Origin of the sequence: Donghicola sp., from assembly GCF_025210255.1 — a bacterium.
Classification (GTDB): domain Bacteria; phylum Pseudomonadota; class Alphaproteobacteria; order Rhodobacterales; family Rhodobacteraceae; genus Donghicola; species Donghicola eburneus.
Window position 1 is genome coordinate 70007 of record NZ_JAOARZ010000022.1, and the last position, 24863, is coordinate 94869.

24 protein-coding genes and 2 tRNA genes are annotated in these 24863 nt (G+C 58.6%); 14 read left to right on the forward strand and 12 right to left on the reverse strand.

Annotation, left to right across the window (positions count from 1 at the left end; genetic code table 11):
- Positions 1–185 precede the first annotated feature (185 nt).
- Positions 186–680 (forward strand): translation initiation factor IF-3, encoded by a 495-nt coding sequence (gene infC / locus N4A58_RS07630; RefSeq protein ID WP_367176934.1) that lies wholly within the window; start codon positions 186–188, stop codon positions 678–680.
- 166 nt (positions 681–846) lie between these two features.
- Here infC and N4A58_RS07635 read toward each other — a convergent pair whose 3' ends face one another.
- The 5 genes from N4A58_RS07635 to N4A58_RS07655 form a co-directional block, all read right to left on the reverse strand.
- Positions 847–1692 (reverse strand): ferredoxin--NADP reductase, encoded by an 846-nt coding sequence (locus tag N4A58_RS07635; RefSeq protein ID WP_293708697.1) that lies wholly within the window; start codon positions 1690–1692, stop codon positions 847–849.
- A 61-nt stretch (positions 1693–1753) separates the two neighbouring features.
- Positions 1754–2146, reverse strand: coding sequence for a DUF934 domain-containing protein (locus N4A58_RS07640; protein ID WP_072707133.1), 393 nt, complete (start codon positions 2144–2146; stop codon positions 1754–1756).
- Positions 2143–2943 (reverse strand): phosphoadenylyl-sulfate reductase, encoded by an 801-nt coding sequence (locus N4A58_RS07645; protein WP_293708702.1) that lies wholly within the window; start codon positions 2941–2943, stop codon positions 2143–2145. Before N4A58_RS07645 ends, N4A58_RS07640 begins: the two co-directional genes overlap by 4 nt.
- The gene (locus N4A58_RS07650) at positions 2933–4603 is read right to left on the reverse strand and encodes a nitrite/sulfite reductase (RefSeq protein ID WP_293708704.1); all 1671 of its coding nucleotides are present in this window, start codon (positions 4601–4603) and stop codon (positions 2933–2935) included. The genes N4A58_RS07645 and N4A58_RS07650 overlap by 11 nt, the downstream gene beginning before the upstream one ends.
- A 4-nt stretch (positions 4604–4607) precedes the next feature.
- On the reverse strand, positions 4608–4916 hold the full coding sequence (locus N4A58_RS07655) for a DUF2849 domain-containing protein (RefSeq protein ID WP_072707131.1): 309 nt from the start codon (positions 4914–4916) through the stop codon (positions 4608–4610).
- Positions 4917–5169: 253 nt separating this feature from the next.
- Between N4A58_RS07655 and N4A58_RS07660 the strand changes: the two genes are divergently transcribed.
- Entirely contained in the window at positions 5170–5631 is a 462-nt protein-coding gene (locus tag N4A58_RS07660; protein ID WP_072707130.1) for an Lrp/AsnC family transcriptional regulator, read from the forward strand.
- On the opposite strand, the gene N4A58_RS07665 is transcribed toward N4A58_RS07660, so the two are convergent.
- A complete protein-coding gene (locus N4A58_RS07665) occupies positions 5628–6809 on the reverse strand; it encodes a cytochrome P450 (RefSeq protein ID WP_293708707.1) in 1182 nt (393 codons plus the stop codon). The genes N4A58_RS07660 and N4A58_RS07665 overlap by 4 nt on opposite strands.
- Positions 6810–6936: 127 nt before the next feature.
- On the opposite strand from N4A58_RS07665, the gene N4A58_RS07670 reads away from it, so the two are divergent.
- The 5 genes from N4A58_RS07670 (at position 6937) to N4A58_RS07690 (ending at position 13258) form a co-directional block, all read left to right on the forward strand.
- Positions 6937–8634, forward strand: a complete 1698-nt coding sequence (locus N4A58_RS07670) for an ATP-binding protein (protein ID WP_293708708.1) — start codon at positions 6937–6939, stop codon at positions 8632–8634.
- The gene (locus N4A58_RS07675; RefSeq protein WP_293708710.1) at positions 8631–9857 is read left to right on the forward strand and encodes a sigma-54 dependent transcriptional regulator; all 1227 of its coding nucleotides are present in this window, start codon (positions 8631–8633) and stop codon (positions 9855–9857) included. The genes N4A58_RS07670 and N4A58_RS07675 overlap by 4 nt, the downstream gene beginning before the upstream one ends.
- 238 nt (positions 9858–10095) lie before the next feature.
- Positions 10096–11100, forward strand: coding sequence for a DctP family TRAP transporter solute-binding subunit (locus tag N4A58_RS07680; RefSeq protein WP_293708712.1), 1005 nt, complete (start codon positions 10096–10098; stop codon positions 11098–11100).
- 87 nt (positions 11101–11187) lie between these two features.
- Positions 11188–11877 carry a TRAP transporter small permease gene (locus N4A58_RS07685; protein ID WP_293708714.1) on the forward strand — a complete coding sequence of 230 codons (690 nt, stop codon included), beginning with the start codon at positions 11188–11190 and terminating at the stop codon, positions 11875–11877.
- A 4-nt stretch (positions 11878–11881) separates the two neighbouring features.
- Entirely contained in the window at positions 11882–13258 is a 1377-nt protein-coding gene (locus tag N4A58_RS07690; protein WP_072707124.1) for a TRAP transporter large permease, read from the forward strand.
- 160 nt (positions 13259–13418) lie between these two features.
- Here N4A58_RS07690 and tpiA read toward each other — a convergent pair whose 3' ends face one another.
- The 4 genes from tpiA to rimK all read right to left on the reverse strand — a co-directional run bounded on the left by tpiA (position 13419) and on the right by rimK (position 16510).
- The gene (tpiA, locus tag N4A58_RS07695) at positions 13419–14168 is read right to left on the reverse strand and encodes a triose-phosphate isomerase (protein ID WP_293708717.1); all 750 of its coding nucleotides are present in this window, start codon (positions 14166–14168) and stop codon (positions 13419–13421) included.
- Positions 14169–14240: 72 nt separating this feature from the next.
- Entirely contained in the window at positions 14241–14618 is a 378-nt protein-coding gene (locus tag N4A58_RS07700) for an iron-sulfur cluster assembly accessory protein (protein ID WP_293708719.1), read from the reverse strand.
- A gap of 35 nt (positions 14619–14653) precedes the next feature.
- Positions 14654–15016 (reverse strand): SUF system Fe-S cluster assembly protein, encoded by a 363-nt coding sequence (locus N4A58_RS07705; protein ID WP_072707121.1) that lies wholly within the window; start codon positions 15014–15016, stop codon positions 14654–14656.
- 63 nt (positions 15017–15079) lie between these two features.
- The gene (gene rimK, locus N4A58_RS07710) at positions 15080–16510 is read right to left on the reverse strand and encodes a 30S ribosomal protein S6--L-glutamate ligase (protein ID WP_293708722.1); all 1431 of its coding nucleotides are present in this window, start codon (positions 16508–16510) and stop codon (positions 15080–15082) included.
- Between the two features lie 82 nt (positions 16511–16592).
- Between rimK and tgt the strand changes: the two genes are divergently transcribed.
- The 7 genes from tgt to N4A58_RS07745 all read left to right on the forward strand — a co-directional run bounded on the left by tgt (position 16593) and on the right by N4A58_RS07745 (position 22918).
- A complete protein-coding gene (gene tgt, locus N4A58_RS07715; RefSeq protein ID WP_293708724.1) occupies positions 16593–17723 on the forward strand; it encodes a tRNA guanosine(34) transglycosylase Tgt in 1131 nt (376 codons plus the stop codon).
- A 119-nt stretch (positions 17724–17842) separates the two neighbouring features.
- On the forward strand, positions 17843–18916 hold the full coding sequence (locus N4A58_RS07720; RefSeq protein ID WP_293708726.1) for an alkene reductase: 1074 nt from the start codon (positions 17843–17845) through the stop codon (positions 18914–18916).
- A 287-nt stretch (positions 18917–19203) separates the two neighbouring features.
- Entirely contained in the window at positions 19204–21606 is a 2403-nt protein-coding gene (gene lon, locus N4A58_RS07725; protein ID WP_293708728.1) for an endopeptidase La, read from the forward strand.
- A 143-nt stretch (positions 21607–21749) separates the two neighbouring features.
- Positions 21750–22055, forward strand: coding sequence for an HU family DNA-binding protein (locus N4A58_RS07730; RefSeq protein WP_293708730.1), 306 nt, complete (start codon positions 21750–21752; stop codon positions 22053–22055).
- A gap of 14 nt (positions 22056–22069) precedes the next feature.
- Positions 22070–22144 (forward strand) — tRNA-Val (locus N4A58_RS07735).
- A 57-nt stretch (positions 22145–22201) separates the two neighbouring features.
- Entirely contained in the window at positions 22202–22780 is a 579-nt protein-coding gene (locus N4A58_RS07740; RefSeq protein ID WP_293708732.1) for a histidine phosphatase family protein, read from the forward strand.
- A gap of 62 nt (positions 22781–22842) precedes the next feature.
- Positions 22843–22918 (forward strand) — tRNA-Val (locus N4A58_RS07745).
- Between the two features lie 10 nt (positions 22919–22928).
- On the opposite strand, the gene N4A58_RS07750 is transcribed toward N4A58_RS07745, so the two are convergent.
- Positions 22929–23822 carry a LytTR family DNA-binding domain-containing protein gene (locus N4A58_RS07750; RefSeq protein ID WP_293708734.1) on the reverse strand — a complete coding sequence of 298 codons (894 nt, stop codon included), beginning with the start codon at positions 23820–23822 and terminating at the stop codon, positions 22929–22931.
- Positions 23819–24676: a LytTR family DNA-binding domain-containing protein gene (locus tag N4A58_RS07755; RefSeq protein WP_293708736.1), complete on the reverse strand. Its 858-nt coding sequence runs from the start codon at positions 24674–24676 to the stop codon at positions 23819–23821. The genes N4A58_RS07750 and N4A58_RS07755 overlap by 4 nt, the downstream gene beginning before the upstream one ends.
- Between the last annotated feature and the right edge of the window lie 187 nt (positions 24677–24863).

Below are 24863 nucleotides of genomic sequence, written 5' to 3' on the forward strand. Positions count from 1 at the left end.
TCCAATCAATTCTTGTCGATTGGGGTGATTTCCCCAGAAAACACGGCGGTTTCGCGAATCCCCGCTTGAAAGCCGGACGGTCTGGCCTTACCTTCCGCACTCAATTTCCCGTTCATGATTGAAGGAACACAGCCATAGGACGCAGACCGCATAACGCGCCGCCCACCCGTGAAACCGGCCCCCGTATCAACGGAGCCATTCGCGGACCCGAGATTCGCCTGATTGGTGCCGACGGAGAGAACGTAGGCCTGATCCACCCTGCCAAAGCTTTGGACATGGCAGTTGCAGCGGGTCTCGATCTGGTGGAGATTTCCCCCAACGCCAAACCCCCCGTGTGCAAGATCATGGACTTTGGCAAGTTCAAGTACGAACAGCAGAAGCGGGAATCCGAGGCGCGCAAGAAGCAGAAAATCATCGAAGTCAAAGAGGTGAAGTTCCGTCCCAACACGGACACCCACGACTACGAAGTGAAAATGCGCAACGTTCTCAAGTTCCTGGAGAAGGGCGATAAGGTCAAAGTGACCCTGCGCTTCCGTGGCCGCGAGATGGCTCACCAGAACCTCGGCCGCGAACTCCTTGAGCGGGTCGCCGCTGACGTGAAGGAACTGGGCAAGGTCGAGAATATGCCGAAGATGGAAGGTCGCCAGATGATCATGGTGATCGGTCCGCTTCCCAAGTAATCGGATTTCCGGTTCAGAGAATGCGAGCGCGTCCTTATGGGGCGCGCTTTTTTCTTTGGTCTTGTGGCGGCGTTGATGGCCGCGCCGTGAGTGTTTTTTGGCAAAAAGAAACCGCGGTCGGGACGCTGTCCTGACCGCGGTTTTTGATGTTTCGTTCGGCTGTGCGTTAGCCGACGAAGGCTTTTTCCACCACGAATTCAGCGGGCTCGGAGTTTGCGCCTTCGCGGAGGCCAGCGCCTTCGAGAATCTCCATGATGTCCTTGTTGAAGGGCAGGGAGCCGCAGACCATGCCGCGATCAGTCTCGGGCGAGAGGCCCTCGATGCCGAGGTCTTTGAAGACGGTGCCGTCTTTCAGCAGGTCAGTGATGCGGCCCATCTTGGGGCTCTCTTCGCGGGTTGTGGTCGGGTAGTAGACCAGTTTGTCCGCGAACCCTTCGCCCATCAGTTCGGACAGAAGTTCGTCGTTGCGGACCGACTCCACCAGTTCTTTGCCGTACTGCAGCTCGCTGACTTCACGTGTGGTGTGGGTCAGGATGATCTGGTCGTAGTCTTCGTAAGTTTGGGGTTCGCGGATCAGCGAAGCGAACGGCGCGATGCCGGTGCCAGTCGCGAACAGCCACAGACGCTTGCCGGGAAGCAGGGCGTCGTGCACCAGCGTGCCCACGGGCTTGGGGCGCAGAATGATCTGATCGCCGGGCTGGATGTGCTGGAGTTTCGAGGTCAGCGGGCCGTCCTGCACCTTGATCGAGTAGAACTCCAGCTCTTCGTCCCAAGCGGGCGAGGCGATGGAGTACGCGCGAAGCAGGGGCTTTTGCTTGCCTGTTTCGGGGTGCGGATCGCCCATCAGGCCGATCATGACAAATTCGCCCGAGCGGAAGCGTAGCGACGCGGGGCGCGTCACGCGGAACGAGAACAGGCGGTCATTCCAGTGCTTGACCGAGGTGACGGTCTGCGCATCGGGAAGAATGACTTTCGAAACGGGTTGCTCGGTCACGGCGGTTTGTTCGGTCATCGTGTATCTCTTTTCTCTGCCGCCCTAAACATAGCGACACATTCTTAATTTTGAAAGTGACTTAGCTGGCGCGGAGGCGCGACTGATAGTCATGCGCCTGCCAGTTGGCGCGGAACTTCCATTGGTCTTCGGGCTGGCGGGCGGCGAGCTCGGAACTGATTTCAACCTCATCAAAGCCGCAGCGGCGCGCCATTGCATATTGGTCAGCGATAACATGGCCCTGAGCGCGCAGGCGGCCCGTGTAGCCCATGTCTCTCAAGCGACGTGCGATACCAAATCCGCGGCCGTCTGCAAAGGAGGGAAATGCCACACGAATAAGCGCAAGCTCGTTAAAGCGGGTTTGAATGCCTGTTAGATCGGCATCTGACGCCAAATCCGCCACATCTGCGCGGTCTTCGAAGCCACCGGTCCAGTCATCTGCGGCGAAACCCGCGTCGGTCACGATTACAGTCATGCGTTCACTCCTTTGCGGACCATTTTGCCATTCACGAAATGGATGCCGCATTCGGTTTTGTCCTGTCCACGCCAGCGGCCGGCACGGGGATCTTCGCCTTCTTTGACCGGCGAGGTGCAGGGTGCACAGCCGATCGACGGATAGCCTTTGGCCACCAAGGGGTGACGGGGCAGGCGGTTTTCTTCCATGTAGTTCTTGATGTCCTCGGGCGCCCATTTGGCCAGAGGATTGACTTTGATGCGGCCGGTGCCCTCTTCGACCTCGAAGAAATCGAGGGCGGCGCGGGTGCCTGCCTGAAAACGTTTGCGGCCAGTGATCCAGCCGTCAAACCCTTTCAGTGCGTTTTCCAGCGGCACGGTCTTGCGCAGGGCGCAGCACGCATCGGTGCTGAACTGATGCAAGGTGCCGTCAGGGTCGTTTCGGGCGATTTCCGACTCCGCAGCGCGGATAACGCGCATGTCGGTGAACGCCAGACGTTCGGCCAGATCGGACTGGTAGGCCAGCGTTTCGGCGAACAGCATCTGGGTGTCGATAAAGATCACAGGCGTGCTGCGATCGATGATCGACACAAGGTGCAAGAGCACAACCGACTCGGCGCCAAAGCTGGAGACCAGCGCCAGTTTCCCCGCTTGGGGATCCTGAAGCGCTTGTTCCAGCACGGAGGTCGCCCCGTGGTGTTTGTAGCGTTCGTTCAGTTCGGCAACGCGGGCGCGCAACTCTGCATCGTCCGTGCCCTTGTCGGGCACGGCGTCAGGCACGCCGCCGAACAGAACATCGCTTTTGCGATCAGGCTGCATTCGCCTTTTCCTCTGCTTCGGGGTAGAGCGCAGCCTTGAAGGGGGCGGGGCCCACACGCCGATATGCGTCGATGAAGCGTTCCTCGGCCGAGGTGCGCAGTTCCAGATAGGCCAGCATCAGACGCTCGATCGCGGGAACGATCTGGTCATAGCTGAAGCCGGGTCCCGCACGTTCGCCAACCACTGCGTTCTCGGTGTGATCGCCGCCCAGAGTGACCTGGTAGTTTTCAACACCAGCACGATCCAGCCCCAGAATGCCGATGTGGCCCACGTGGTGGTGACCACATGCGTTGATGCAGCCCGAGATCTTGATCTTCAGCTCGCCGACTTCGTGCTCGATTTTCAGCTCTTCGACGCGAGTCGCGATCTGCTGAGCGATCGGGATCGAACGCGCGGTGGCAAGTGCGCAGTAGTCCATGCCGGGGCAGGCGATAATATCCGAAGCCAGACCAATGTTCGCGGTGCCAAGGCCAGCCTCTTTCAGAGCCTTGTGCAGCGCGGGCAGGTCCGACTTGTGCACGTGGGGCAGGATCACGTTCTGCTCGTGGCTGATGCGCAGCTCGCCATAGGCGTAGTTGTCCGCCAGATGAGCCATCAGACGCATCTGGTCGGCGCTTGCGTCGCCGGGGGTCTTGCCGTGCTCTTTGATCGAGATGGTCACAATGGCGTGGTCCGCCTGCTTGTGCTCGGTCAGGTTGGTGTCGGCCCATGCGCGGAACACGGGGTCATTGTCGTAGGCCACGGTGTAGGGCGTGGTTTCGGCGTTGCGGAAGGCGGGCGGCAGGAAGTGCTGCTCGATCTCCGCCAGCAGCTTCTGGTCGAAACCGCCGAACTGGTCGCGGATCACAGCATAGCGCGCCTCGACCTTCTCGCGGAAGGTATCCAGACCCTGCTCGTGCACGGTGATTTTGATGCGCGCTTTGTACTTGTTGTCGCGGCGGCCTTCGATGTTCCAGACGGACACGATCGCCTCGAGGTAGGGCAGCAGGTCTTTTTTGCTGACGAACTCGTTGATGACTTTGCCGATCATCGGGGTCCGGCCAAGGCCGCCACCGACGATGACTTCGAAGCCGATCTCGCCGTTCTTTTCGACAGCGCGCAGGCCGATGTCATGCGCTTTGGTCACAGCGCGGTCGCTCGGCGATCCGGTGATCGCGATCTTGAACTTGCGGGGCATGAACTGGAATTCGGGGTGGTCGGTGGACCACTGGCGCAGCAGTTCAGCCACAGGGCGCGGATCGATCAGCTCATCCTTGGCGGCGCCGGCGAAATGGTCGGCGGTCACGTTGCGGATGGTGTTGCCCGAGGTCTGGATGGCGTGCAGGCCAACCTCGCCCAATGCGTCCAGCATATCGGGGATATCAGGCAGTTTGGGCCAGTTGTACTGGATGTTCTGACGGGTGGTGAAGTGGCCGTAGCCTTTGTCCCACTTTTCGGCCAGCAGCGCCAGTTGGCGCATCTGGTCCGACGACAGGGTGCCGTAGGGGATCGCCACGCGAAGCATGTACGCGTGCAGCTGCAGGTAAACACCGTTCATCAGACGCAGGGGACGGAACTCATCCTCGGTCAGCGATCCGTCAATGCGGCGCTCAACCTGGCTGCGGAACTGGGCATTGCGCTCTGCCAGAAAGGCGGCGTCGAATTCGTTATACTTATACATGCGCTTATACCTCGGCGTTGGCGGCTTGCTTGCCGTGGAAGTAGTTCGAGGGTCCGGTGCGGCGGAAATCCTCGCGGAAGTGGGTGGGCTCGGGGCCGTTCTCGCCGGCGACCGCATCGGCCAGATAGGCACCAACTGTGATCTCGGGCTGGGCCTGAGCGTGCAGCAGGCGGACCTGCGCGTGGGCTTCGTCCTCGATCAACTCGGCCTCGCACATGAGGCGGGTCCAGCGGTCATCTGCGGTCAGGTAGATTACATCTCCTTCCAGCAGGTGGTTTGCGGTCACGACCTTGGGTGTGAATTTGCGGGCCATATCAGGCGAGCTCCTGTGTCAAAACAAAGTGGCGGTTCGCACGTGTAGCAAGGCGGGTCGCGGCGTCGCGTGTCCTGCTCAGGTCTGCAATGTCGTGCATCTGTGCCATTCGAGAGATTCCGGTTTGGGTGATCTTGGTCTTTACATAGGAAATTTTCCCCCATACTGCCTATACGTCGCGGCCAATAAGGATGTTTGTTCCGTTTGGTGGGCTAAGTGGAACGCAGGTTTTCCAAAACGGGGGAAATGCAGAATGAGCGTACGGCTTGATCAGGTAGACCGGAAAATCCTTTCGGAGTTGCAAGAGGATGCGAGCCAGTCGCTGGACGAAATCGCCAAAAAAGTGGGGTCTTCGAAGACCCCTGTGTGGAACAGAATTCGCAAATTGCGCGATGCTGGCGTGATCGGAGCGCAGACCGTGCGGCTCGATCCCGAGGCGCTGGGCTTTGACGCCTGCTTCTTTGTTCTGATCCGGACGAGTGCCCACGAGAAAGAATGGCAGGACAAGTTCCTGACCGCCGTGCGTGAACGCCCCGAGGTCCAAGAGGCGCACCGTCTCGCCGGTGATATCGACTACATCCTGAAGGTGCGGGTCGAAAACGCCCGGGCCTATGACAAGTTTTATCAGGCTCTGATCTCAGAGGTGCGCGTGCACAACGTCACGGCGCTTTTGTCGATGGAAGAGATCAAGAGCACGACCGCCCTGCCGCTCTAGTAGGTGACGTTCAACGCCTTGAGCCCGTGGAAGTGGTAGACGTCCGCATATTCCGGCTCCCCGTCCAGCGCCAGCTTGGGGCGACGCTCGAACAGCACCCGTAGGGCGATCTGCATCTCTAGGCGCGCCAGTGGTGCACCGATGCAGAAGTGGATGCCGCCGCCGAAGCTGGTGTTCGTTTTCACCGAACGGGTCGGGTCGAAGCGGTCCGGCGCGTCCCATGCCGCAGGGTCACGGTTTGCCGAGGCCAGCATCAGCGCCACCTGTTGCCCGCGTTTGAAATCATAGCCAAACAGAGTCACATCTTCGTAGGCATAACGCGTAAAGACGTGCAGGGGCGGATCGTAGCGCAGGATCTCCTCGACCGTGGCCTGAACCGCGTCCGCTTGCAGGGCGGACACGGGAATTCTGTTCTCGATCAGGGTTTTTACGCCGTTTCCTAGGGTGTGGACGGTCGCCTCGTGCCCCGCATTGAGCAGCAGAATGCAGGTGGCGATCATTTCGTCCACGGTCAGGCGCTGGCCGTTTTCCTCGGCCGCGATGAGTTCAGAGATCAGATCATCCGCAGGGGTCGCGCGGCGGTCGGCGATGTAGTCCTCCATGAAGGAGGCGAATTCTCGGGCGGCGGTATTGGCGGCAACTTCGTCTTCGTAAGTGCGGCCTGCTTGGTACATCCCAACCATGGCGTTGGACCATGACAGCAGTTGGTTCGCCATGCCTTCGGGCACGCCAAGAAGCCGGGCGATGACGATCACCGGTACCATTGCGCAATAGGCTGGCAGCAAATCGCATCCGCCCATGGGCATCTCATCGATCAGGTGGTGACTCAGGCGTTCAATTTCGGGACCCAGCCCCTTGATCCGGCGGCTGGTAAAGGCCCGAAGCACGAGCGATCTGAGGCGGGTGTGACGCGGGGCTTCGAGTTCCAGCATCGAATGGTCTTCGATCCGGTAAAAGTCTGTCAGATGCGGGGCAGGGGCGCTCTGTAATTCCGTGGGGATTTCACGGCCGAACCGCTTATCCTTGAGCAGGGCGGCCACAGCCTCGTGCGTAAAAGCGGCGGGCATGTTGTAGTCCTGCCAATCGTGCACAGGGCTCGCGGCGCGGGCAGCCTCGTAAAACGGATAGGGGTTCTGGACGAACGCGGGCTGCGTCGGCGACTGCTCTAAAACTGACATGCGGTGACATTGCGTAACTGTTCCCCCCTTCGCAAGAGCCTGTTGCACGCGACAATGGTGCTCTTTGCATTCTGCCTATGTTGCCAATCCTCTGGCGCAGGTCGCGGCAGATTGGTAGCACAAAGAGATGAGCACAGGATTGTGGCGCCGCATCAGCCTCGTGGCTGCGTTTGTGATTGCCGTCGGGGGCGTTGCCTCCGCGTTATACAGCTATGCGCACACCCAAGCATTGGAGCAGATCGCGCAGCGGGGACGGTCGGATTTGGCGCTGGCCTCGGACCGGCTGCGGGCAGAGTTGCAGCGCTACCGCGAACTGGGGATTTATCTGGCGGATCATCCTTTGGTCACCTTGCCTGTCTTTGAGCAGGGACTGAACGAGCTGTTCGTCAGGTCGATGGACAAAACGACGGCGCTGGATGTCGTCCTGCTGGATGCAGAGGGACACGTGGTGTCGAACGCCATCGGTGAGCCCCCGGCCGACTGGTCAGGAGCGCCTTTCTTCCAGCGTGCCATGGACGGCGCTTTGGGAAGTTTTCACGCCTATAGCCCGCGGTTCCAACGCCGTGCTTTTTATTATGCGGCGCCCGTTTTTGGCATAGATCGCAGCGTGCAAGGCGTGGTCGTTGTCGTGGTTGATATCGAGCGGATCGAGAGGGATTGGCGCGGCGGTGTCCCCGTTGTCTTTTTCACTGATGACTTGGGTGTCGTCTTTATCGCGAACCGCGAGGAGTTGCTGTATTTGCAGCGGGGCACCGGCAAGACCAGCAGCAGTGCCAGCTACGAAGCGCTAAGCCTGCGTCCCTTTCTGTCCTACACGGTGGAACAACGCGGCGATCTGGAGCTGTGGGCATTGGATGCAGGACGGTATGTGCCAGCGCGCGCCTTACACTTGGTGCAAGAGATGCCCGTGATCGGCATGCGGGCCGAGGCGCTGGTGGATATTGCTCCTGCCGCGAAGCTAGCCAGCCTGCAGGCCGCCGTCGTTGCTGCGATCCTTCTGGCCTTCGGTGCGCTGTTATTCTTGGCGACAGAGCGGCGACGGACCCTGACTTTGGTAAACCAACGGCTGGAAGAGAGGGTCGCGCAGCGCACCGCCGAATTGGAGCGCGCGCAGGCTGATCTGGTTCAGGCGGGTAAGCTCAGCGCCTTGGGCAAGATGTCCGCTGGCATCAGTCACGAACTGAACCAGCCCTTAATGGCAGTTCAAAGCTTTGCCGAGAATGCCGCGCTTTACCTCGAGCGGGACCGTGTGCCCGAGGCGCGCGCCAATCTGGACCGGATTTCGGATATGGCGCACCGGATGGGGCGTATTATCAAAAACCTGCGCGCTTTTGCGCGCCAAGAGAAAGAGCCCGTAGGGCGGGTCGATTTGACGGGCGTGATCCGCAGCGCGTTGGAATTGTCCGAAGCGCGGATGGAGCGCGAAGGCGTCTCGCTGGTATGGTCTGAAAGAGAGACGCCGGTCTTGGTTCGGGGCGGCGAGGTACGCTTGCAGCAGGTGGTATTGAACCTGATCTCGAACGCCTTGGACGCAATGGTGGGGCAGACCTTTCAGTGCCTGTCGATCTCTGTCACGCGAGAGCCGGGCAAGGTGACGCTTTGCCTAGCGGATACGGGGCCGGGCATCGAGGCGCCGGAAAAGATCTTTGACCCCTTTTATTCGACCAAAGAGGTTGGCGCGTCCGAAGGCATGGGGCTGGGCCTGTCCATCTCTTATGGTCTGGTCCAGAGCTTCGGCGGCATGATACGGGGCGAGAACGCCCCCGAAGGCGGCGCTCTGTTCACCGTCGAATTGCAGCCATGGCAAGAGGATAGCACATTATGATCCGTTCCGTTCTGGTCGTCGAAGATGACGCTGCCGTGCGCGAGGCATTGGGGCAGACGCTGGATCTGGGGGGCTTCGAGCCGACACTCTGCGGATCTTTTGTCGCGGCCAAAGATATGATCACCCGCGATTTTCAGGGTGTGATCCTGTCGGATATCCGCATGTCGGGGCGCGATGGGTTCTATCTGCTGGACTATGCGCGGGGGCAGGATGCGGAACTGCCGGTGATCCTGTTGACTGGCGAAGGCGACATTCCAATGGCGGTCAAGGCCATGGGCGCAGGAGCTTTTGACTTCCTAGAAAAGCCATGCGCGGCCAAGGATCTGCTTGCGGTTCTGGAGCGCGCGCTTGCGAGCCGCGAATTGGTGATCGAGAACCGCAGCCTGAAAGAGCAGTTGGTACAGGGCGATCCCGCAGCCCGTATGATCTTTGGCAAATCGGCGGCTGTGGAAACGCTACGGTCTCATGTACGGGCGGTGGCCGCAACGGGGGCGGATGTTTTGGTCACTGGGGCCCCTGGCACCGGCGTTCCGAAATGCGCCGAGGTGATCCACTTGCTGTCCCCGAATGCCCGCAAACCGTTCGAGAAACGCTCTGCCGCCGCACTCAGCGTCGAAGAGCTAGAGCGTGCGCTGGACAAGGCCGAGGGTGGTAGCCTGTTTCTGGACGAGATCAGCTTGCTTCCGCAGGAAACCCAGTTCGCTTTGGCGCAGCGGTTGGAAACGCCAGCGCCGCGCATTCTGGCGGGCTGTACTCGTGATCTGGACGATATGGTGTCCAAGGGCGAGTTTAGTAGCGATCTGTATTATCGGCTCGAAGGGGTGCGGGTATACATTCCTGGTCTGCGAGAGCGCCCCGAGGATATTCCGATCATCTTTCGCCAATACGTCGCGCAGGCGGCCGAGCAGGCGGGCGTGACTGCTCCCGAGATTACGCCCGACACAATCGCGCGTCTGATGGCGCAGGATTGGCCGGGTAATGCGCGGGCGCTGATGAATGCCGCGATGCGCTTTGCCTTGGGACTAGGGGATGTGTCCGAGGACCAGACCCTTGGGCTTGCGGAACAGATGGCTCAAGTGGAGCGGTCCCTTCTGATCGAAGCCCTGCGCAAACATGCAGGCCAAGCGACGGCTGCGGCCAAGGCGCTCAAGTTGCCGCGTAAAACCTTTTACGACAAGCTGACACGTCACGGGATTCGACCCGAAGACTTCCGATCCGAGTGATGTGCGGAAATCCGCACAGGCTGATATTTGCGTGTGCGGTTTTTCGCACTCCGCTGCGATGCCGCATAGCGGGGTTGCGTCCCATGCAATGCTTAACATTCTGTAAAGATGCATAAAAACGAGAAATTCACGAAAATGTAATTCTCCGCTTGAGGCTCTTAGGCCCGCTACGGTTATCTCTGCCCCAAGATCCCACCAAAGGGATCGCGAACTTTAATTTCAAAGGTGGAGGAGACCCATGAAATTTTTGGCAACCGCAGCGACCGCAGTCGCACTGACCGTGACCGGCGCCGCAGGCGCAATGGCTGCTTGTGATGATGGCGAAGTCGTCATCAAACTGAGCCACGTCACCAACACCGACAAGCACCCCAAAGGTCTGGCGGCTTCGCTTCTGCAAGAGCGCGTGAACGAAGAGATGAACGGCAAGGCGTGCATGGAAGTGTACCCCAACTCGACTCTCTACAACGACGACCAGGTTCTGGAAGCAATGCTGCAAGGCGACGTCCAGATGGCTGCGCCTTCGCTGTCGAAGTTCGAGCAGTTCACCAAGCAGTTCCGCATTTTTGACCTGCCTTTCATGTTCAAAAACATGGCAGCCGTTGACGAGTTCCAGAACTCGGAAACTGGTCAGGCGATGAAAGAGTCGATGGTCCGCCGCGGCCTGCTGGGCCTGGGCTTCTGGCACAACGGTCTGAAGCAGATGTCGGCCAACAAGCCGCTGGAACTGCCCACCGATGCAGCTGGCCTGAAGTTCCGCGTTCAGCCGTCGGAAGTGATCAAGGCACAGATGGAAGCGATCGGCGTGTCGCCTCAGCCCATGGCCTTCTCCGAAGTGTATGGCGCGCTGCAAACCGGCGTTGTTGATGGTCAGGAAAACACCTGGTCGAACATCTACGGCCAGAAGTTCTTTGAAGTTCAGGATGGTGTGACCGAGACCAACCATGGTCTGCTGGACTACATGCTGGTGACCTCGGTTGATTTCTGGGACAGCCTGGATGACGACGTGCGCGAGCAGCTGTCGACCATCGTCGACGAAGTGACCTCGACCCGTAACGCAGCGATCGCAGAAGTTGACGCAGAAGCGCGTCAGGCTGTTCTGGATGCAGGCGGTGTGATCCGCGAACTGAGCCCCGAGAGCCGTCAGGCTTGGGTCGACGCAATGCTGCCCGTTTGGGACCAGTTCCGTGAAGATGTTGGCCAAGAGAACATCGACGCGGCTCAGGCGATCAACGAAAAGCACTAATCTTTCACGACTTGCGTGAATTTGCCCCGGCCTTCTTCATGGGGGCCGGGGTTCTCTTAACCTCTCACCTGTCCTCAGGAGCGTCCCATGTCCACCAAATACGAGCCGAAATCGGCGGTGGGGCGGTTCATCAACTCTCTAGAAGAAACGATTATCGCTATTCTTCTGGGCCTGATGACCCTCGTCACCTTTATCAACGTTGTGCTGCGTTATGGCTTTAACGACAGCCTTACTTGGGGCCTAGAGGCCACGACTTTCCTATTTGCCTGGCTGGTCCTGTTCGGCATCAGCTACTCGGTCAAAGTGACCGCCCACTTGGGTGTCGACGCTCTGACCAATCTGTTTTCCACTAATGTGCGCCGCGTTCTGGCAATCATCGCCGCCGCGATCTGTGTCGGTTACGCGTTCCTGCTCACCAAGGGCGCTTGGGACTACTGGGCAAACTTTGCCAACCTTCCCCAGACCGAGGGACGCTGGTTCCCCACTGGTTTCGAAGAGATGAAACGCACCTCTTACCGCGCGTGGTACGAAGTGCTTGAGGTTCCGATGCCCGAATTCCTGCGTTGGATCGAACCTCTGATGAACGAAGGCGAGACTTATGAAAAGCTGCCGCGCTTCATCCCCTACGCCATTCTGCCCATCGGCATGGCTCTGCTGCTGTTCCGCTTTGTCGAAGCCTTCATCGCTGTGATGCGCGGTGACACCGACAGCCTGATCGTGAGCCACGAAGCCGAAGACGCCGTCGATGACGTGCGCCACATGAACTACGAGGAATAATTCGATGGAAGTCGCAATTCTCTTTGCCATGGTCGTTGGCTTGATGCTGATCGGTGTGCCGATCGCTGTCAGCCTTGGCTTCTCGTCCGTCCTTTTCCTTTTGGTCTTGTCGGAAACTTCGCTGTCGTCAATCGCGCAGAGCTTTTTCCAAGCTATGGCCGGTCACTACACCCTGCTGGCGATCCCGTTCTTCATCCTTGCGTCGTCGTTTATGTCGACTGGCGGTGTGGCGCGGCGGATCATCCGCTTCTCGATTGCGCTGGTGGGGCACTTCCCCGGCGGTCTGGCGATTGCAGGCGTTTTCGCATGTATGCTTTTCGCGGCGCTGTCCGGTTCGTCCCCTGCGACCGTTGTGGCGATCGGCTCCATCGTGATCGCAGGCATGCGCCAGGTCGGTTACACCAAAGACTTCGCAGCAGGCGTCATTGCCAACGCGGGTACTCTGGGCATCCTGATCCCGCCATCCATCGTTATGGTTGTCTACGCTTCGGCGACTGACGTGTCCGTGGGCCGTATGTTCCTGGCTGGCGTCATCCCGGGTTTGCTTGCAGGCACCATGCTGATGACCACCATCTACATCATCGCCAAAGTGCGCAACTTGCCCAAAGGCGAGTGGAAGGGCTGGGGCGAAGCGATGGAAGCGGGCCGCGAAGCAGGCTGGGGTCTGTTCCTGATCGTTATCATCCTTGGCGGGATCTATGGCGGTATCTTTACCCCGACCGAAGCTGCTGCTGTCGCTGCTGTCTACTCTTTCCTAATCGCAACTTTTGTCTACCGCGATATGGGCCCGCTGGCCACGCCGGACGGAGAGCGTAACCTGTCCTTGATCGAAAAGCCTAAGGCTCTGGTCACTGCGTTCTTCCACAAGGACACCAAAGACACCCTGTTCGAAGCGGGCAAGCTGACCGTCACCCTGATGTTCATCATCGCCAACGCGCTGATCCTGAAGCACGTACTGACCGACGAGCAGATCCCCCAGCAGATCGCTTCGGCAATGCTAGATGCAGGTTTCGGCCCCGTCATGTTCCTTGTGATCGTGAACATCATCCTGCTGATCGGCGGCCAGTTCATGGAGCCCTCGGGTCTGTTGGTCATCGTCGCACCATTGGTTTTCCCCATCGCGATCGAACTGGGCATCGACCCGATCCATTTGGGCATCATCATGGTCGTGAACATGGAGATCGGCATGATCACCCCGCCAGTTGGTCTGAACCTCTTCGTGACCTCGGGTGTGGCGGGTATGCCGATGATGTCGGTCGTCCGCGCAGCGCTGCCCTTCTTGGCCGTCCTGTTCGTGTTCCTGATCATGGTCACCTACATCCCGTGGCTGTCGACCTACCTGCCGACGACCTTCATGGGTCCGGAAATCATCACAAAATAATAAAAAGGGGGCGCCCCTCCCGCGCCCGATACCTCCCCTCAAACTTCAAAGGCGCCGCTCCTGCTGGAACGGCGCCTTTTCTTTGATGTCAGGATTTTGAGTATTTTTGCAAAGCAGAAAGAGAAAAGGGCTTTCTGCTTTGGTTAAATACTCATTGCGGTCAGGCCGCCACGAGCGCGTCGATGATGGCAGAGAAATCCGCTGCCTTCAGGCTTGCGCCCCCAACCAGTGCGCCGTCGACGTTCGAGGTTGCAAAGATTTCGGCGGCGTTCGCGGGCTTGACCGAGCCGCCGTAGAGCAGGCGGATGCCGTTGCCGATTTCCTCGCCGAAACGTTTGACCAGTTCGGCGCGGATGAAATCGTGGACTTCTGCGATTTGCTCTAGGGTGGGGGTCAAGCCGGTGCCGATGGCCCAGACAGGCTCGTAGGCGATAACGGTTGTGTCGGCGTTGGCCGTGTCGGGCAGGCTCTCGGCGATCTGGGTGCCGATGTGCTCGAGTGTTTTGCCGTCTTCGCGGGTGTTCAGGTGTTCGCCGCAGCAGACAACGGCGATCAGGCCAGCGTCATAAGCCGCTGTGGCTTTCGCTGAGATCAGTTCAGAGGTTTCGCCGTGGTCATCGCGGCGCTCGGAGTGGCCGATGATCACGTAGGTTGCGCCTGCGTCCCGCAGCATTTCTGCCGAGATGTCGCCGGTGTGCGCGCCAGTGACTTTGGCATGGCAGTCTTGGCCGCCAATGACGACTGCGCTGCCTGCGGCGGCTTCGCTGGCGCGGTCAATCAGGGTCGCTGGGGGGCAGATCAGGATGTCGACTGAGGCTTCGGGGTAGCCCTGAGTCAGTTCATTCAGTTCTGACAGGGCGTCCGCCGTGCCATTCATTTTCCAGTTACCCGCGGCGAGTTTTTGACGCATTTGATGCCCCCCAAAGTTGCTTTTGACGCACCTTTTACGAGAGGGGGGCAATGGTCAAGCGGGCAGGGTGCCTCAGTTGCCTTGTTCGGCCTTCAGCTCGTCGATGTCTTTGAACTTGATGGATTCGCCGCAGCCGCAGGCGTCGACGACGTTCGGGTTCTTGAATTTGAAGCCCGTTTCCAGAAGCGAGGTTTCATAGTCGATCTGGGTGCCGAACAGGAACATCTGAGCCATGGGCGCAATCATGACGCGTGCACCATCTTGTTCGACGACCTCGTCATTGGGGTCGACGGCATCGACATATTCCATGGTATATTCCATGCCTGCGCAGCCGCCTTTTTTGACGCCGATACGCAGGCCTTCGGACCCGTCACGCTCCATGAGCTTGCGGATTTGCACGGCAGCCGCCGAAGAGATCGAAACGGCCTGTTTGCCGGGAATGCTGAACATCTTGCTGTCCTTTCTACGCTGTCGCGCTGACAGGATTACATGAAGCCCAGTTCAAGCCGGGCTTCGTCGCTCATCATGTCCATGCCCCAGGGCGGGTCGAACACCATTTCGATGTCCACATCCTTGACGCCGGGGATGGGGCTGACCGCGTCCGCGATCCAGCCGGGCATTTCGCCAGCCACCGGGCAACCCGGGGCGGTCAGGGTCATCGTGATCCGAACCTCGTTCTCGGGCGAGATCAGGATAGTGTAGATCAGCCCCAGATCATAGATGTTCACCGGAATTTCCGGGTCAAAGACCGTGCGGCACGCCTCTACGACCGAGTCGTAAAGCTCGTGGTCGGTGGTCGAGGGCTTGATCAGAGGTGCCCCTTCGAGGTGTTCGTTTGCCTCAGTCATTGCTGGTCCTGTCCTATTTCCTGAGTGTTCATATAGGAAATGCTTGGGCGTAGGTCCAGAGGTCTAGGCCTCTGTGGCGCTGTCTGTCTTGCGGCGGCGCACGGGATTGGGGCGAACCTTCATCTCGATCGCATCAAAAAGCAGCCCTGCGATATCTTTGCCGCTGGCTTTCTCGATACCTTCGAGACCAGGCGAACTGTTCACCTCGAGCACTTTGGGGCCATCGGAGGATCGCAGCAGGTCAACGCCTGCAAGGCCAAGGCCGAATGCACGCGTGGCGCGGATTGCGGTTTCGCGCTCTTCTTTGGTGATGCGCACGGCTTTGGCGCTGCCGCCGCGATGCAAGTTGGAACGGAAGTCGCCATCCGCGCCGGTGCGTTTCATTGATGCCACGACTTTGCCGTCGATCACGAGGCAGCGGATATCTTCGCCGGCAGCCTCTTTCACGAACTGTTGCACGAGGAAGTTGGCTTTCAGGCCGCGGAAGGCGTCGATCACCGACTCGGCGGCCTTCTTGGTTTCCGCCAACACGACGCCTTTGCCTTGGGTCGATTCGAGGAGTTTGACGATCAGGGGCGCGGCGCCGACCAGACCCATCAGGTTGCCCGTGTCTTTGGGCGAACTGGCAAAAGCCGTAACCGGCATGCCAATCTTGTGCTTGGCCATCAACTGGTGGGCATAAAGCTTATCACGGCTGGCGGTGATCCCCTGCGATCCGTTTACGCAGTACGTCCCGATGGTTTCGAACTGGCGTGTGATCGCCGTGCCGTAGCTGGTGATCGATGCGCCGATGCGCGGGATCACTGCGTCATAGCGGGGCAGGCGCTTGCCGTCATAGTGCACTTCGGGGGCGAGCGCATTGATTGCCATGTAGCAGCGGGCGGTGTCGATCACCTCGACCGAGTGGCCACGGGATTCGCCCTCTTCGACCAAGCGGCGGGTGGAATAGTTGTCTTCGCGGCTCAGAACAGCGACGCGCAGAGAACGGCGGGGCGCGGCCTGCGCGATCTTGGTGCTGTGGTAGACATCATAGCTGAGCTTGGGCTGACAGAAGCGGTCGTTCGGGCTGACAGTTACGTGTTCGATCAGCGCCTGACGGCCAAGAAGCATCCGCGTGTTCATGGTGCGACGGTCGGTCAGCGTTAGCTCAATCGGCCAAGACTGGCCCCCGATCGACAGGGCAGACTCGATCACATAGCGCATCTCGGTCTCGCCGTTGGACGAGGTGACTTCGCGGCGGTCCACGATCTCGGCCGAGCATGGAATGATCAGATCTTCGCGTCCGGGGATCGGATGCACGGTGAAACGCACGCGCGGACGGGTTGCGCTGCCAAAGGATTCAATGTCAAAGGCATGCAAAGCGCTGGTTTTCGCCCCCGTATCCACTTTGGCGCGCATGGCGGGTAGCCCCAGATCAGGCAGACTGAGCCACTCCTCCCAACCGAGGGTCAAAGGCTCCGGTGCACCGGAAATGGTGTCTGTCTGGTCAGTCATTTTGGCAAGGCTCCTGATACGCGAACCGTTAATGGGGTTTCAGCGCGTAATACTAATCGCGCGATAGAACGAGAGTGTGACCATGGCAACAGGTTTTGGCTTTGAACTCAAGGCGACAGACGGAAAAGCTCGCACAGGCGTGATTTCAACGCCGCGCGGGGACATTCGCACGCCGGCCTTTATGCCCGTGGGCACAGCTGCGACGGTCAAGGCGATGCTGCCCGAAAACGTGCGTGAGACTGGCGCAGATATTCTGCTGGGGAACACCTATCACCTGATGCTGCGCCCCACGGCTGAACGGATCGACCGGTTGGGCGGGTTGCACAAGTTCATGAACTGGGAGCGTCCGATTCTGACCGACTCGGGCGGGTTCCAGGTCATGTCGCTGGCAGGGTTGCGCAAACTTACCGAAAAGGGCGTGACCTTCAAAAGCCACGTGGACGGCTCCAAGCACGAGATCACGCCGGAGCGCAGCATGGAAATCCAGCGCCTGCTGGGGTCGGACATCGTGATGTGTTTCGACGAATGCACGCCATTCCCTGCCACAGAAGAACAGGCATTGGAGTCTATGCGCCTGTCCATGCGGTGGGCGCAGCGGTCGCGCGATGCGTTCGGGGATCGTCCGGGTCATGCATTGTTCGGCATCCAGCAGGGCAGCACCTTCCGCGATCAGCGCGAGGAAAGCGCCGAGGCGCTGCAGAAAATCGGCTTTGATGGCTATGCCGTCGGCGGTCTGGCTGTAGGCGAGGGGCAAGAGATGATGTTCGACGTGCTGGATTATGCACCCGACATGCTGCCCGTCGATAAACCCCGCTACCTGATGGGCGTGGGCAAGCCTGACGACATTGTTGGGGCTGTGAAGCGCGGCATCGACATGATGGACTGTGTTCTGCCCTCGCGCTCGGGGCGGACGGGGCAGGTCTTTACCCGCCGCGGTGTGCTGAACATCAAGAACGCCCGCCATCAGGACGACCCGCGTCCGCTGGACGAAGACTGCACATGCCCTGCGTGCCGCAACTACAGCCGCGCCTACCTGCACCACACGTTCCGCGCCAAAGAGATTATCCAGTCCATGCTGCTGACCTGGCACAACCTGCACTACTATCAGGACCTGATGCAGGGGATGCGCGATGCGATTGCGGCGGGCATTTTTGCCGAGTGGGAAGCAGACTTCCACGCCAAACGGGCCGAAGGAGATATCGAGCCGTTGTGATGTGCGCGTCTGCACATTTGGTTTTCAGGGACGGGCACCGCAGGGGAACTTGCGGTGCCCTTTTGCGTTCTTAGCTGGAATGCCAAGGCCCACTTGCGGGTCAAGCTAAGGAGTTTTTTATGACCGACGCACTTTTCACACCGCTGACAGCAGGAAAAATCGAACTTGCGAACCGGGTTGTCATGGCCCCGCTCACCCGCAACCGTGCGGATGACGAGACGGGCGAAGTGAACGACCTTCATGTCGAGTATTATCGTCAGCGGGCCAGCGCAGGTCTCATCATCACCGAGGCGACCCAGATTTCCCCCGAAGGCAAAGGGTATATCCAGACCCCCGGCATCCACACGGACCAGCAGATTGCCGCGTGGAAGAGGGTGACTGATGCGGTGCATGCAGAGGGGGGCAAGATCGTTGTCCAGCTGTGGCACGTTGGCCGGATTTCCCACACCTCGATCCAGCCTGCCGATCAGGCACCCGTTGCGCCGTCGGCGATCTCGGCGGGGGTGAAGACGTTCACCAAAAACGGGTTCGAAGACACCTCTACCCCTCGTGCGCTAGAGACTGACGAAATCCGCCGTGTGATCGAAGATTTCGCCCACGCCACCCGCTGCGCCAAGGCAGCAGGCTTTGACGGGGTCGAGGTGCACGGTGCAAACGGGTATCTGTTGGACCAGTTCCTGAAGGATGGTGCGAACCAGCGGGATGACCGCTATGGCGGCAGCGTCGAGAACCGCACCCGCCTGCTGTTCGAAGTGCTGGACGCCGTGATTGCCGAATGGGATGCGGGCCATGTGGGCCTTCGCCTATCGCCCTTCTCGAACGCGAACGGCGTCAGCGACAGCGATCCGATGGCGACCTTTACCCCTGTCTTCGAGCGCCTGAACGAATACAAACTGGCTTACCTGCACGTGGTCGAAGGTCAGACCGGCGGCGAGCGGGACGGTCAGTTCGACGCGCTGCGGAGCCTCTTTAAAGGCACGTATATGGGGAACAACGGGTACGACTACGACCTAGCCGAGAAACGCCTGAGCGATGGTGTTGATCTGGTCGCCTTTGGCCGTCCGTTCATTGCGAACCCCGATTTGGTGGAACGCCTGCACCAAGGCGCCCCCTTGAATGAGGGCGATCAGGACACATTCTACGGCGGCGGTGAAAAGGGCTACACCGACTATCCCACGCTGACGGCAGCATAATTCGGCGCGCTTTGGCGCCGACGCAAATCGTGCTAATATAAACTCAAGGTAGAACCCGCCAGATGGTGCGGGTTTTGCACTCTTCTGGGCAGGTGCCGCTGCGGTGGCTCTGCCTGCGCCTGCAAAGCGTAAGTGCCCCTTGCGGCCCGCTGCTGACAGGGGCATTCTATGACAAACCGGTTGTAAAACGGGGCCAACGTCCCCAAATCAATTGCCGGAAACGTGGAGATGGCCAGAGCTGCTGCAGATGTGGGGCCGGGCTGTCTTGCCAAGAACAAGGATGCGTTATGCAAGAACCTCTCAATTCCTCTTACCCTGTCCTTCCGCTGCGCGATATCGTTGTGTTCCCACACATGATCGTGCCGCTGTTCGTCGGGCGTGAGAAATCAGTGCGCGCACTGGAAGAGGTCATGGCTGATGACAAGCAAATCCTGCTGTCCAGCCAGATCGACGCCAGCGTTGATGATCCCGATACTGACGGCATTTATCGCGTTGGTGTGCTGGCGAATGTCTTGCAGCTGCTGAAGCTGCCCGATGGCACTGTGAAAGTGCTGGTCGAGGGCGTCGCCCGTGTGAAAATCAAAGAATATCTGGACAACGAAGCGTTCTTCGAAGCCCGCGCCGAATACCTCGACGAGGAGATGGGTGACGAGGCGGCCGTGATCGCGTTGGAAAACTCTGTCGCGGACGAGTTTGAGCGCTACGCCAAGATCAAGAAGAATATCCCCGAAGAAGCCTTGTCCAACGTTGCGGAAACCGACGAACCCGGAAAGCTGGCGGACCTCGTTGCAGGCCACCTCGGGATCGAGGTGAATCAAAAGCAAGAGCTTCTGGAGATGGTCGTCATCGCCGAGCGTCTTGAGCAAGTCTACGGCATGATGCAGGGCGAAATGTCCGTTCTGCAGGTCGAGAAAAAGATCAAGAGCCGCGTCAAAACCCAGATGGAGCGCACTCAGCGCGAATACTATCTGAACGAACAGATGAAAGCGATCCAGCGCGAGCTGGGGGATGGCGACGAGCAAAACGAAGTCGCGGAGCTCGAAGAAAAAGTCGCGAACACCAAGCTGTCTAAAGAGGCCAAAGAAAAGGCCGAAGCCGAGATTAAAAAGCTCAAGAACATGAGCCCGATGTCGGCCGAAGCGACCGTGGTTCGTAACTATCTGGACTGGATGCTGGCGATCCCGTGGGGTGTCCGCTCGCGCGTGAAGAAGGACTTGGGCCGCGCTCAGGAAATCTTGGACGCCGATCACCACGGTTTGGAAAAGGTCAAAGAGCGTATTGTTGAATACCTCGCTGTCCAAAGCCGTTCGAAGAAGCTGAAAGGCCCGATCATGTGCCTTGTCGGCCCTCCGGGTGTGGGTAAAACCTCGCTGGGGAAATCGGTGGCCAAGGCAACTGGCCGTGAGTTTATCCGCATTTCGCTCGGCGGTGTGCGTGACGAATCCGAGATCCGCGGTCACCGTCGGACCTACATCGGCTCGATGCCTGGCAAGATCATTCAGGCGCTGAAAAAGGCGAAAACTACGAACCCGCTCATTCTGCTCGACGAGATCGACAAGATGGGGCAGGACTTCCGTGGCGACCCGGCCTCGGCGATGCTGGAGGTGTTGGATCCGGAACAGAACTCGACCTTTGTCGATCACTACCTTGAGGTCGAATATGACCTGAGCGATGTGATGTTCCTGACCACGTCGAACAGCTACAACATGCCTGGGCCTCTGCTGGACCGTATGGAGATCATTCCTCTGTCGGGTTACACCGAAGAGGAAAAGTCCGAGATTGCGCGCAAGCACCTGATCGACAAACAGGTCAAATCGCATGGTCTGAAAAAGGGCGAGTTCGAAGTCACCGACGAAGCTCTGACTGACGTGATCCGCTACTACACCCGCGAAGCCGGTGTCCGTAATCTGGAGCGCGAGATGGCGAAACTAGCCCGCAAGGCTGTGACCCAGATCGTTCAGAAAAAGACGGACAAGGTTGTCGTGTCGCCGGATAATCTTGAGGACTTCCTCGGGGTTCAGCGCCACCGCTACGGTCTGGCCGAGAAGGAAGACCAAGTCGGCGTCGTCACAGGCTTGGCCTACACATCGGTGGGCGGTGATCTGTTGCAGATCGAAGCATTGCGTCTGCCCGGTAAGGGCCGCATGAAGACCACGGGTAAGCTTGGCGATGTGATGAAGGAATCGATCGACGCTGCGTCTAGCTATGTGCGCTCTATCAGCCCTCAGATCGGGGTGAAGCCGCCGAAGTTCGACACTTGGGACATCCACGTGCACGTGCCTGATGGCGCAACGCCCAAGGATGGTCCGTCGGCGGGTCTGGCCATGGTTACTGCCATTGTGTCGGTGCTGACCGGAATTCCGGTGCGCAAAGACATCGCAATGACTGGTGAGGTCACTCTGCGCGGCAACGCCACCGCGATTGGTGGACTGAAAGAGAAGCTGCTTGCGGCGCTGCGCGGCGGGATCAAGACGGTCTTCATTCCCGAAGAGAACGTCAAAGATCTGGCCGACATTCCGGACAATGTGAAAGAGGGGCTGGAACTGATCCCCGTCAACCACGTGTCTCAGGTTCTGGAAAAGGCGCTGCTGCGTCAGCCCGAAGCCGTCGAATGGGACGAAGCTGCCGAAGAGGCTGCAGCGGCCAAACGTCAGCAAGAGCAAGCCGCAGCGAGCCCGATTGCGCACTAAATCGCCAGCTTGCATCACAAATCGAAGCGCGCCCCTCGGGCGCGCTTTTCTTTTGCTGTGAAGCTGTTAACCCTTAAGAACCTAAGTTGTTAAAAGGTTTTTGTTTCATGGATAATTCCCAAACCTCCGCGGAAGATATTGATATGACTGTTGTCTCGACCAATGAACCGACCGATGCGCTCCCCCAGATGAAGAAGAAAGAGCTCATCGAAGCGGTCGCCGCCAAAGTTGACCTAAAGAAGCCCGACGTGAAGGCCGCTGTCGAAGCCGCGCTCGAAGTCTTGGGCGAAGCGCTGACCAACGGTCAGAGCGTGAACGTTCCTCCTTTGGGTAAACTGATGATCAAGAACAGCAAGTCCGGCGCGAACGCGACCGTGGTTAACCTGCGTCTGCGTCAGTCCAAAATTCAGGACAAAAAACCGCTTGCAGAGGGTGGCGAAGACAGCTAATTCCACGCCCCAACGGGTGATTAGCTCAGTGGTAGAGCGCTTCGTTCACATCGAAGATGTCAGGAGTTCAAATCTCTTATCACCCACCAGAATTCCCGGGCGCTCCCTGCATAGGGCGCGCCTTTTTTGTTTGACGGAGCGGCCCGATGCACTTGCCAGAGCTCTACATCCTGCGCCACGGCGAGACTGTCGCAAATGCCGAAGGACGCATGCAGGGCGGGTTCGATTCACCCCTCACTGCCAAGGGAGAAGCGCAGGCCCATGCAATGGCGCAGCGGCTTGCCGACCAGGGCCTTGCGAAGGGTGCATTTGACGTCATCAGCAGTCCGCAGGGCAGGGCGATACGAACAGCAGAGCCGATAGCGCGACTGATGGGGTGTGATGTGCAAACCGACACACGGATCGCTGAAATCGGGATGGGGCAATGGGCTGGCTTGCTGCTCTCTGACATTGCCGAGCGTTGGCCGGCGCCATCCGAAAACGAATCCGTGCTGGAGTTTTACCGCCGTGTTCCAGAAGGCGAGAGCTTCGACAGCCTTTGGGCGCGCACCGGTGCCTTCCTGTCAGATCTGAAGCGACCTGCCGTGGTCGTCACACACGGGTTCACGTCGCGGTTTTTGCGCGCGCAGGTGATGGGGTGGGGCATGGATCGGCTGGGCGAAGTGCCTGATGGCCAAGGCGTTATCTTTGCCTTTCGGGGCGGTCAGCAAACTATTCTCAAATAGATGAACTTTTTCAAAAACGGCTCTTGCCTTCCCCAAACCTTGGCAGTACATACCGCGCTACCGGGTGATTAGCTCAGTTGGTAGAGCGCTTCGTTTACACCGAAGATGTCGGGAGTTCGAGTCTCTCATCACCCACCATTCCCTCCGCTTAGAGACTGATTTTTTCAGATAGCCATTCTTGGACATCTGCGAGACGCCCGCGCGAGACTGGGATTTTTTGTCCATCATGCAGCTCCAAGAATCGTTTACCGTTCTCCGATATCAGTTGTTTGGCGGCACGCGCGGATACCCACCATGATCGATGCGTTTGAATGCCGTGGTCATGACCGACCTGTGCAATGAAATCTGCAATCCGTGCACGAACCACACGCTGAGCGCTTTCTTCGGTGTGGATCTCGACATAGTGCTCCAGAGCGCGCACGAGCCAAACATCCTCTAGAACGATCGCGGCCTCGCCAGGCAGGGTGATGTGCTTGGAAGATGAGGGTGTGTCGTCTGTCACCACGGGTTCAGCCGCTTTTGCCGCCTCTTGCGCGGCGGCGTCCTTGCGATCCGCTATGTCTTGAAATGATTTGGGCAACCCATAGCGCAGATAAAGCACTTCAAACCCGATCTGTGTCACGAACAGGAAAACATGGCTGGGCCACAATTCCTGTGTCCATTCGCCGCCTGAGAAAATCTCACCGAGGATGCGGTGATACAGCGTCGAAAGCGCAAACGCGGGCAAGCCCGCGAGTGTGATGGGGATCGGGAGCTTCTGCGAGAGGGGTGTGCTGGCCCAAAGTATCAGGCCGCCCACATAGGTGCATACAATGATCACGGTGCCTGTCGACCACATCAGCAATGCGCCGCTTGGGGCGATGTAGTCGTGATAGTCTAGCGGGTCACTGATCCAAAGCGTCAGGACGAGAACGACAAAGAACAGAAGGCTGGTCAGTGAAAAGATTGCTGGCAGAGCCGTGCGCAGCTTGACCCGGTATCGACCACCAAGAATGTCGATAAGGGAAAAGGGCGTGTCTAGGGCGTGTGAAAAGTTACTCATGACGTAGTATTCGACTCCGGTACACCATGAGTGTTTAGCCATTTTTCGACTTCGTCAATTCGACCTCTGGCTACAGGGATTTTGTGTCCAAAAGGTGTTACGAGCCATCTTTTCCGACCTTCGCTGATCAAAGACGGGTGTGCATGTGCGGCGACCCACCACGATCTATGAGGTTGAACGCCGGCTTCAGTGGGCAGGTCATTTAGCACGTCAGAGATGCGCGCACGGATACTAACAGGCTCACCCTCTAGGAAATCAATCTGCAGATAGTGCTGGTTCGACGAAATCGCGCTGATGTCGGTCAGAGGCCACGAGTGATCCCCGATTTGCAAAGAGCGGTCGCCGATCTCTTGGGGGCGGTTCGCGCGGATTGCCTTCAAAACATCCGGCAGGACGTAGCGCACAAACAAAAACTCGAAAAGTTGAGCAACCACGACAAAAGCCATGATGTCTGGCCACACCTTTGGAGTGTACTCTCCTAGGCTAAGGGTACCGATCATTGATTCTACGAAAATCGTTGTGACTGTAAATGCAAAGGTGCTGGGTATCGGAAGATAGATTTTTGGGGCTGTCTTCGTCGGAAGCATCGCGATTCCGAGCAATGTCATGAAATACACCAAGGCAAAGATGACATCCGCGCAGGCCCACACAAAGAGCGCCTCAAGGACCGTGATATGGTCCAAAAAGTCGTGTGGATCCAAGGCGATGAGTGTAAGTCCTGCTAAACAAAGGAAAACTACAGATTCGCGACGCGCGAAAATCTGTGGAATTTCACGAAGCGTGAGGTGAATTTCGTGCCATAAGGCGTCAAAAGTGTGCATTTCACGACACAAGGCTTGTTCGATTGGGCTCATAAGTCTTAAGTTTTTTGAAGATCACCGAGGGCTGTAATACTGCTGTGTAGGTGAACGGTTTTTTAACTCGTGTGTGTTTAACGAGTGAAGCGACAGGCCGCAGGCATAGTGAGCGGCTTAACGGTTTTGATTTTTACCCTTCGGTCTGTCGCACCCTATTCCCCTTCCGAAAATGCTTGGTCCTATT

What these genes read in the sequence shown, in the direction of transcription:
- N4A58_RS07635 (WP_293708697.1), bottom strand. Translation starts at nt 1,692, where the DNA reads ATGACCGAACAAACCGCCGTGACCGAGCAACCCGTTTCGAAAGTCATT.
- N4A58_RS07640 (WP_072707133.1), bottom strand. Translation starts at nt 2,146, where the DNA reads ATGACTGTAATCGTGACCGACGCGGGTTTCGCCGCAGATGACTGGACC.
- N4A58_RS07645 (WP_293708702.1), bottom strand. Translation starts at nt 2,943, where the DNA reads ATGCAGCCTGATCGCAAAAGCGATGTTCTGTTCGGCGGCGTGCCTGAC.
- N4A58_RS07650 (WP_293708704.1), bottom strand. Translation starts at nt 4,603, where the DNA reads ATGTATAAGTATAACGAATTCGACGCCGCCTTTCTGGCAGAGCGCAAT.
- N4A58_RS07655 (WP_072707131.1), bottom strand. Translation starts at nt 4,916, where the DNA reads ATGGCCCGCAAATTCACACCCAAGGTCGTGACCGCAAACCACCTGCTG.
- N4A58_RS07660 (WP_072707130.1), top strand. Translation starts at nt 5,170, where the DNA reads ATGAGCGTACGGCTTGATCAGGTAGACCGGAAAATCCTTTCGGAGTTG.
- N4A58_RS07665 (WP_293708707.1), bottom strand. Translation starts at nt 6,809, where the DNA reads ATGTCAGTTTTAGAGCAGTCGCCGACGCAGCCCGCGTTCGTCCAGAAC.
- N4A58_RS07670 (WP_293708708.1), top strand. Translation starts at nt 6,937, where the DNA reads ATGAGCACAGGATTGTGGCGCCGCATCAGCCTCGTGGCTGCGTTTGTG.
- N4A58_RS07675 (WP_293708710.1), top strand. Translation starts at nt 8,631, where the DNA reads ATGATCCGTTCCGTTCTGGTCGTCGAAGATGACGCTGCCGTGCGCGAG.
- N4A58_RS07680 (WP_293708712.1), top strand. Translation starts at nt 10,096, where the DNA reads ATGAAATTTTTGGCAACCGCAGCGACCGCAGTCGCACTGACCGTGACC.
- N4A58_RS07685 (WP_293708714.1), top strand. Translation starts at nt 11,188, where the DNA reads ATGTCCACCAAATACGAGCCGAAATCGGCGGTGGGGCGGTTCATCAAC.
- N4A58_RS07690 (WP_072707124.1), top strand. Translation starts at nt 11,882, where the DNA reads ATGGAAGTCGCAATTCTCTTTGCCATGGTCGTTGGCTTGATGCTGATC.
- tpiA (WP_293708717.1), bottom strand. Translation starts at nt 14,168, where the DNA reads ATGCGTCAAAAACTCGCCGCGGGTAACTGGAAAATGAATGGCACGGCG.
- N4A58_RS07700 (WP_293708719.1), bottom strand. Translation starts at nt 14,618, where the DNA reads ATGTTCAGCATTCCCGGCAAACAGGCCGTTTCGATCTCTTCGGCGGCT.
- N4A58_RS07705 (WP_072707121.1), bottom strand. Translation starts at nt 15,016, where the DNA reads ATGACTGAGGCAAACGAACACCTCGAAGGGGCACCTCTGATCAAGCCC.
- rimK (WP_293708722.1), bottom strand. Translation starts at nt 16,510, where the DNA reads ATGACTGACCAGACAGACACCATTTCCGGTGCACCGGAGCCTTTGACC.
- tgt (WP_293708724.1), top strand. Translation starts at nt 16,593, where the DNA reads ATGGCAACAGGTTTTGGCTTTGAACTCAAGGCGACAGACGGAAAAGCT.
- N4A58_RS07720 (WP_293708726.1), top strand. Translation starts at nt 17,843, where the DNA reads ATGACCGACGCACTTTTCACACCGCTGACAGCAGGAAAAATCGAACTT.
- lon (WP_293708728.1), top strand. Translation starts at nt 19,204, where the DNA reads ATGCAAGAACCTCTCAATTCCTCTTACCCTGTCCTTCCGCTGCGCGAT.
- N4A58_RS07730 (WP_293708730.1), top strand. Translation starts at nt 21,750, where the DNA reads ATGACTGTTGTCTCGACCAATGAACCGACCGATGCGCTCCCCCAGATG.
- N4A58_RS07740 (WP_293708732.1), top strand. Translation starts at nt 22,202, where the DNA reads ATGCACTTGCCAGAGCTCTACATCCTGCGCCACGGCGAGACTGTCGCA.
- N4A58_RS07750 (WP_293708734.1), bottom strand. Translation starts at nt 23,822, where the DNA reads ATGAGTAACTTTTCACACGCCCTAGACACGCCCTTTTCCCTTATCGAC.
- N4A58_RS07755 (WP_293708736.1), bottom strand. Translation starts at nt 24,676, where the DNA reads ATGAGCCCAATCGAACAAGCCTTGTGTCGTGAAATGCACACTTTTGAC.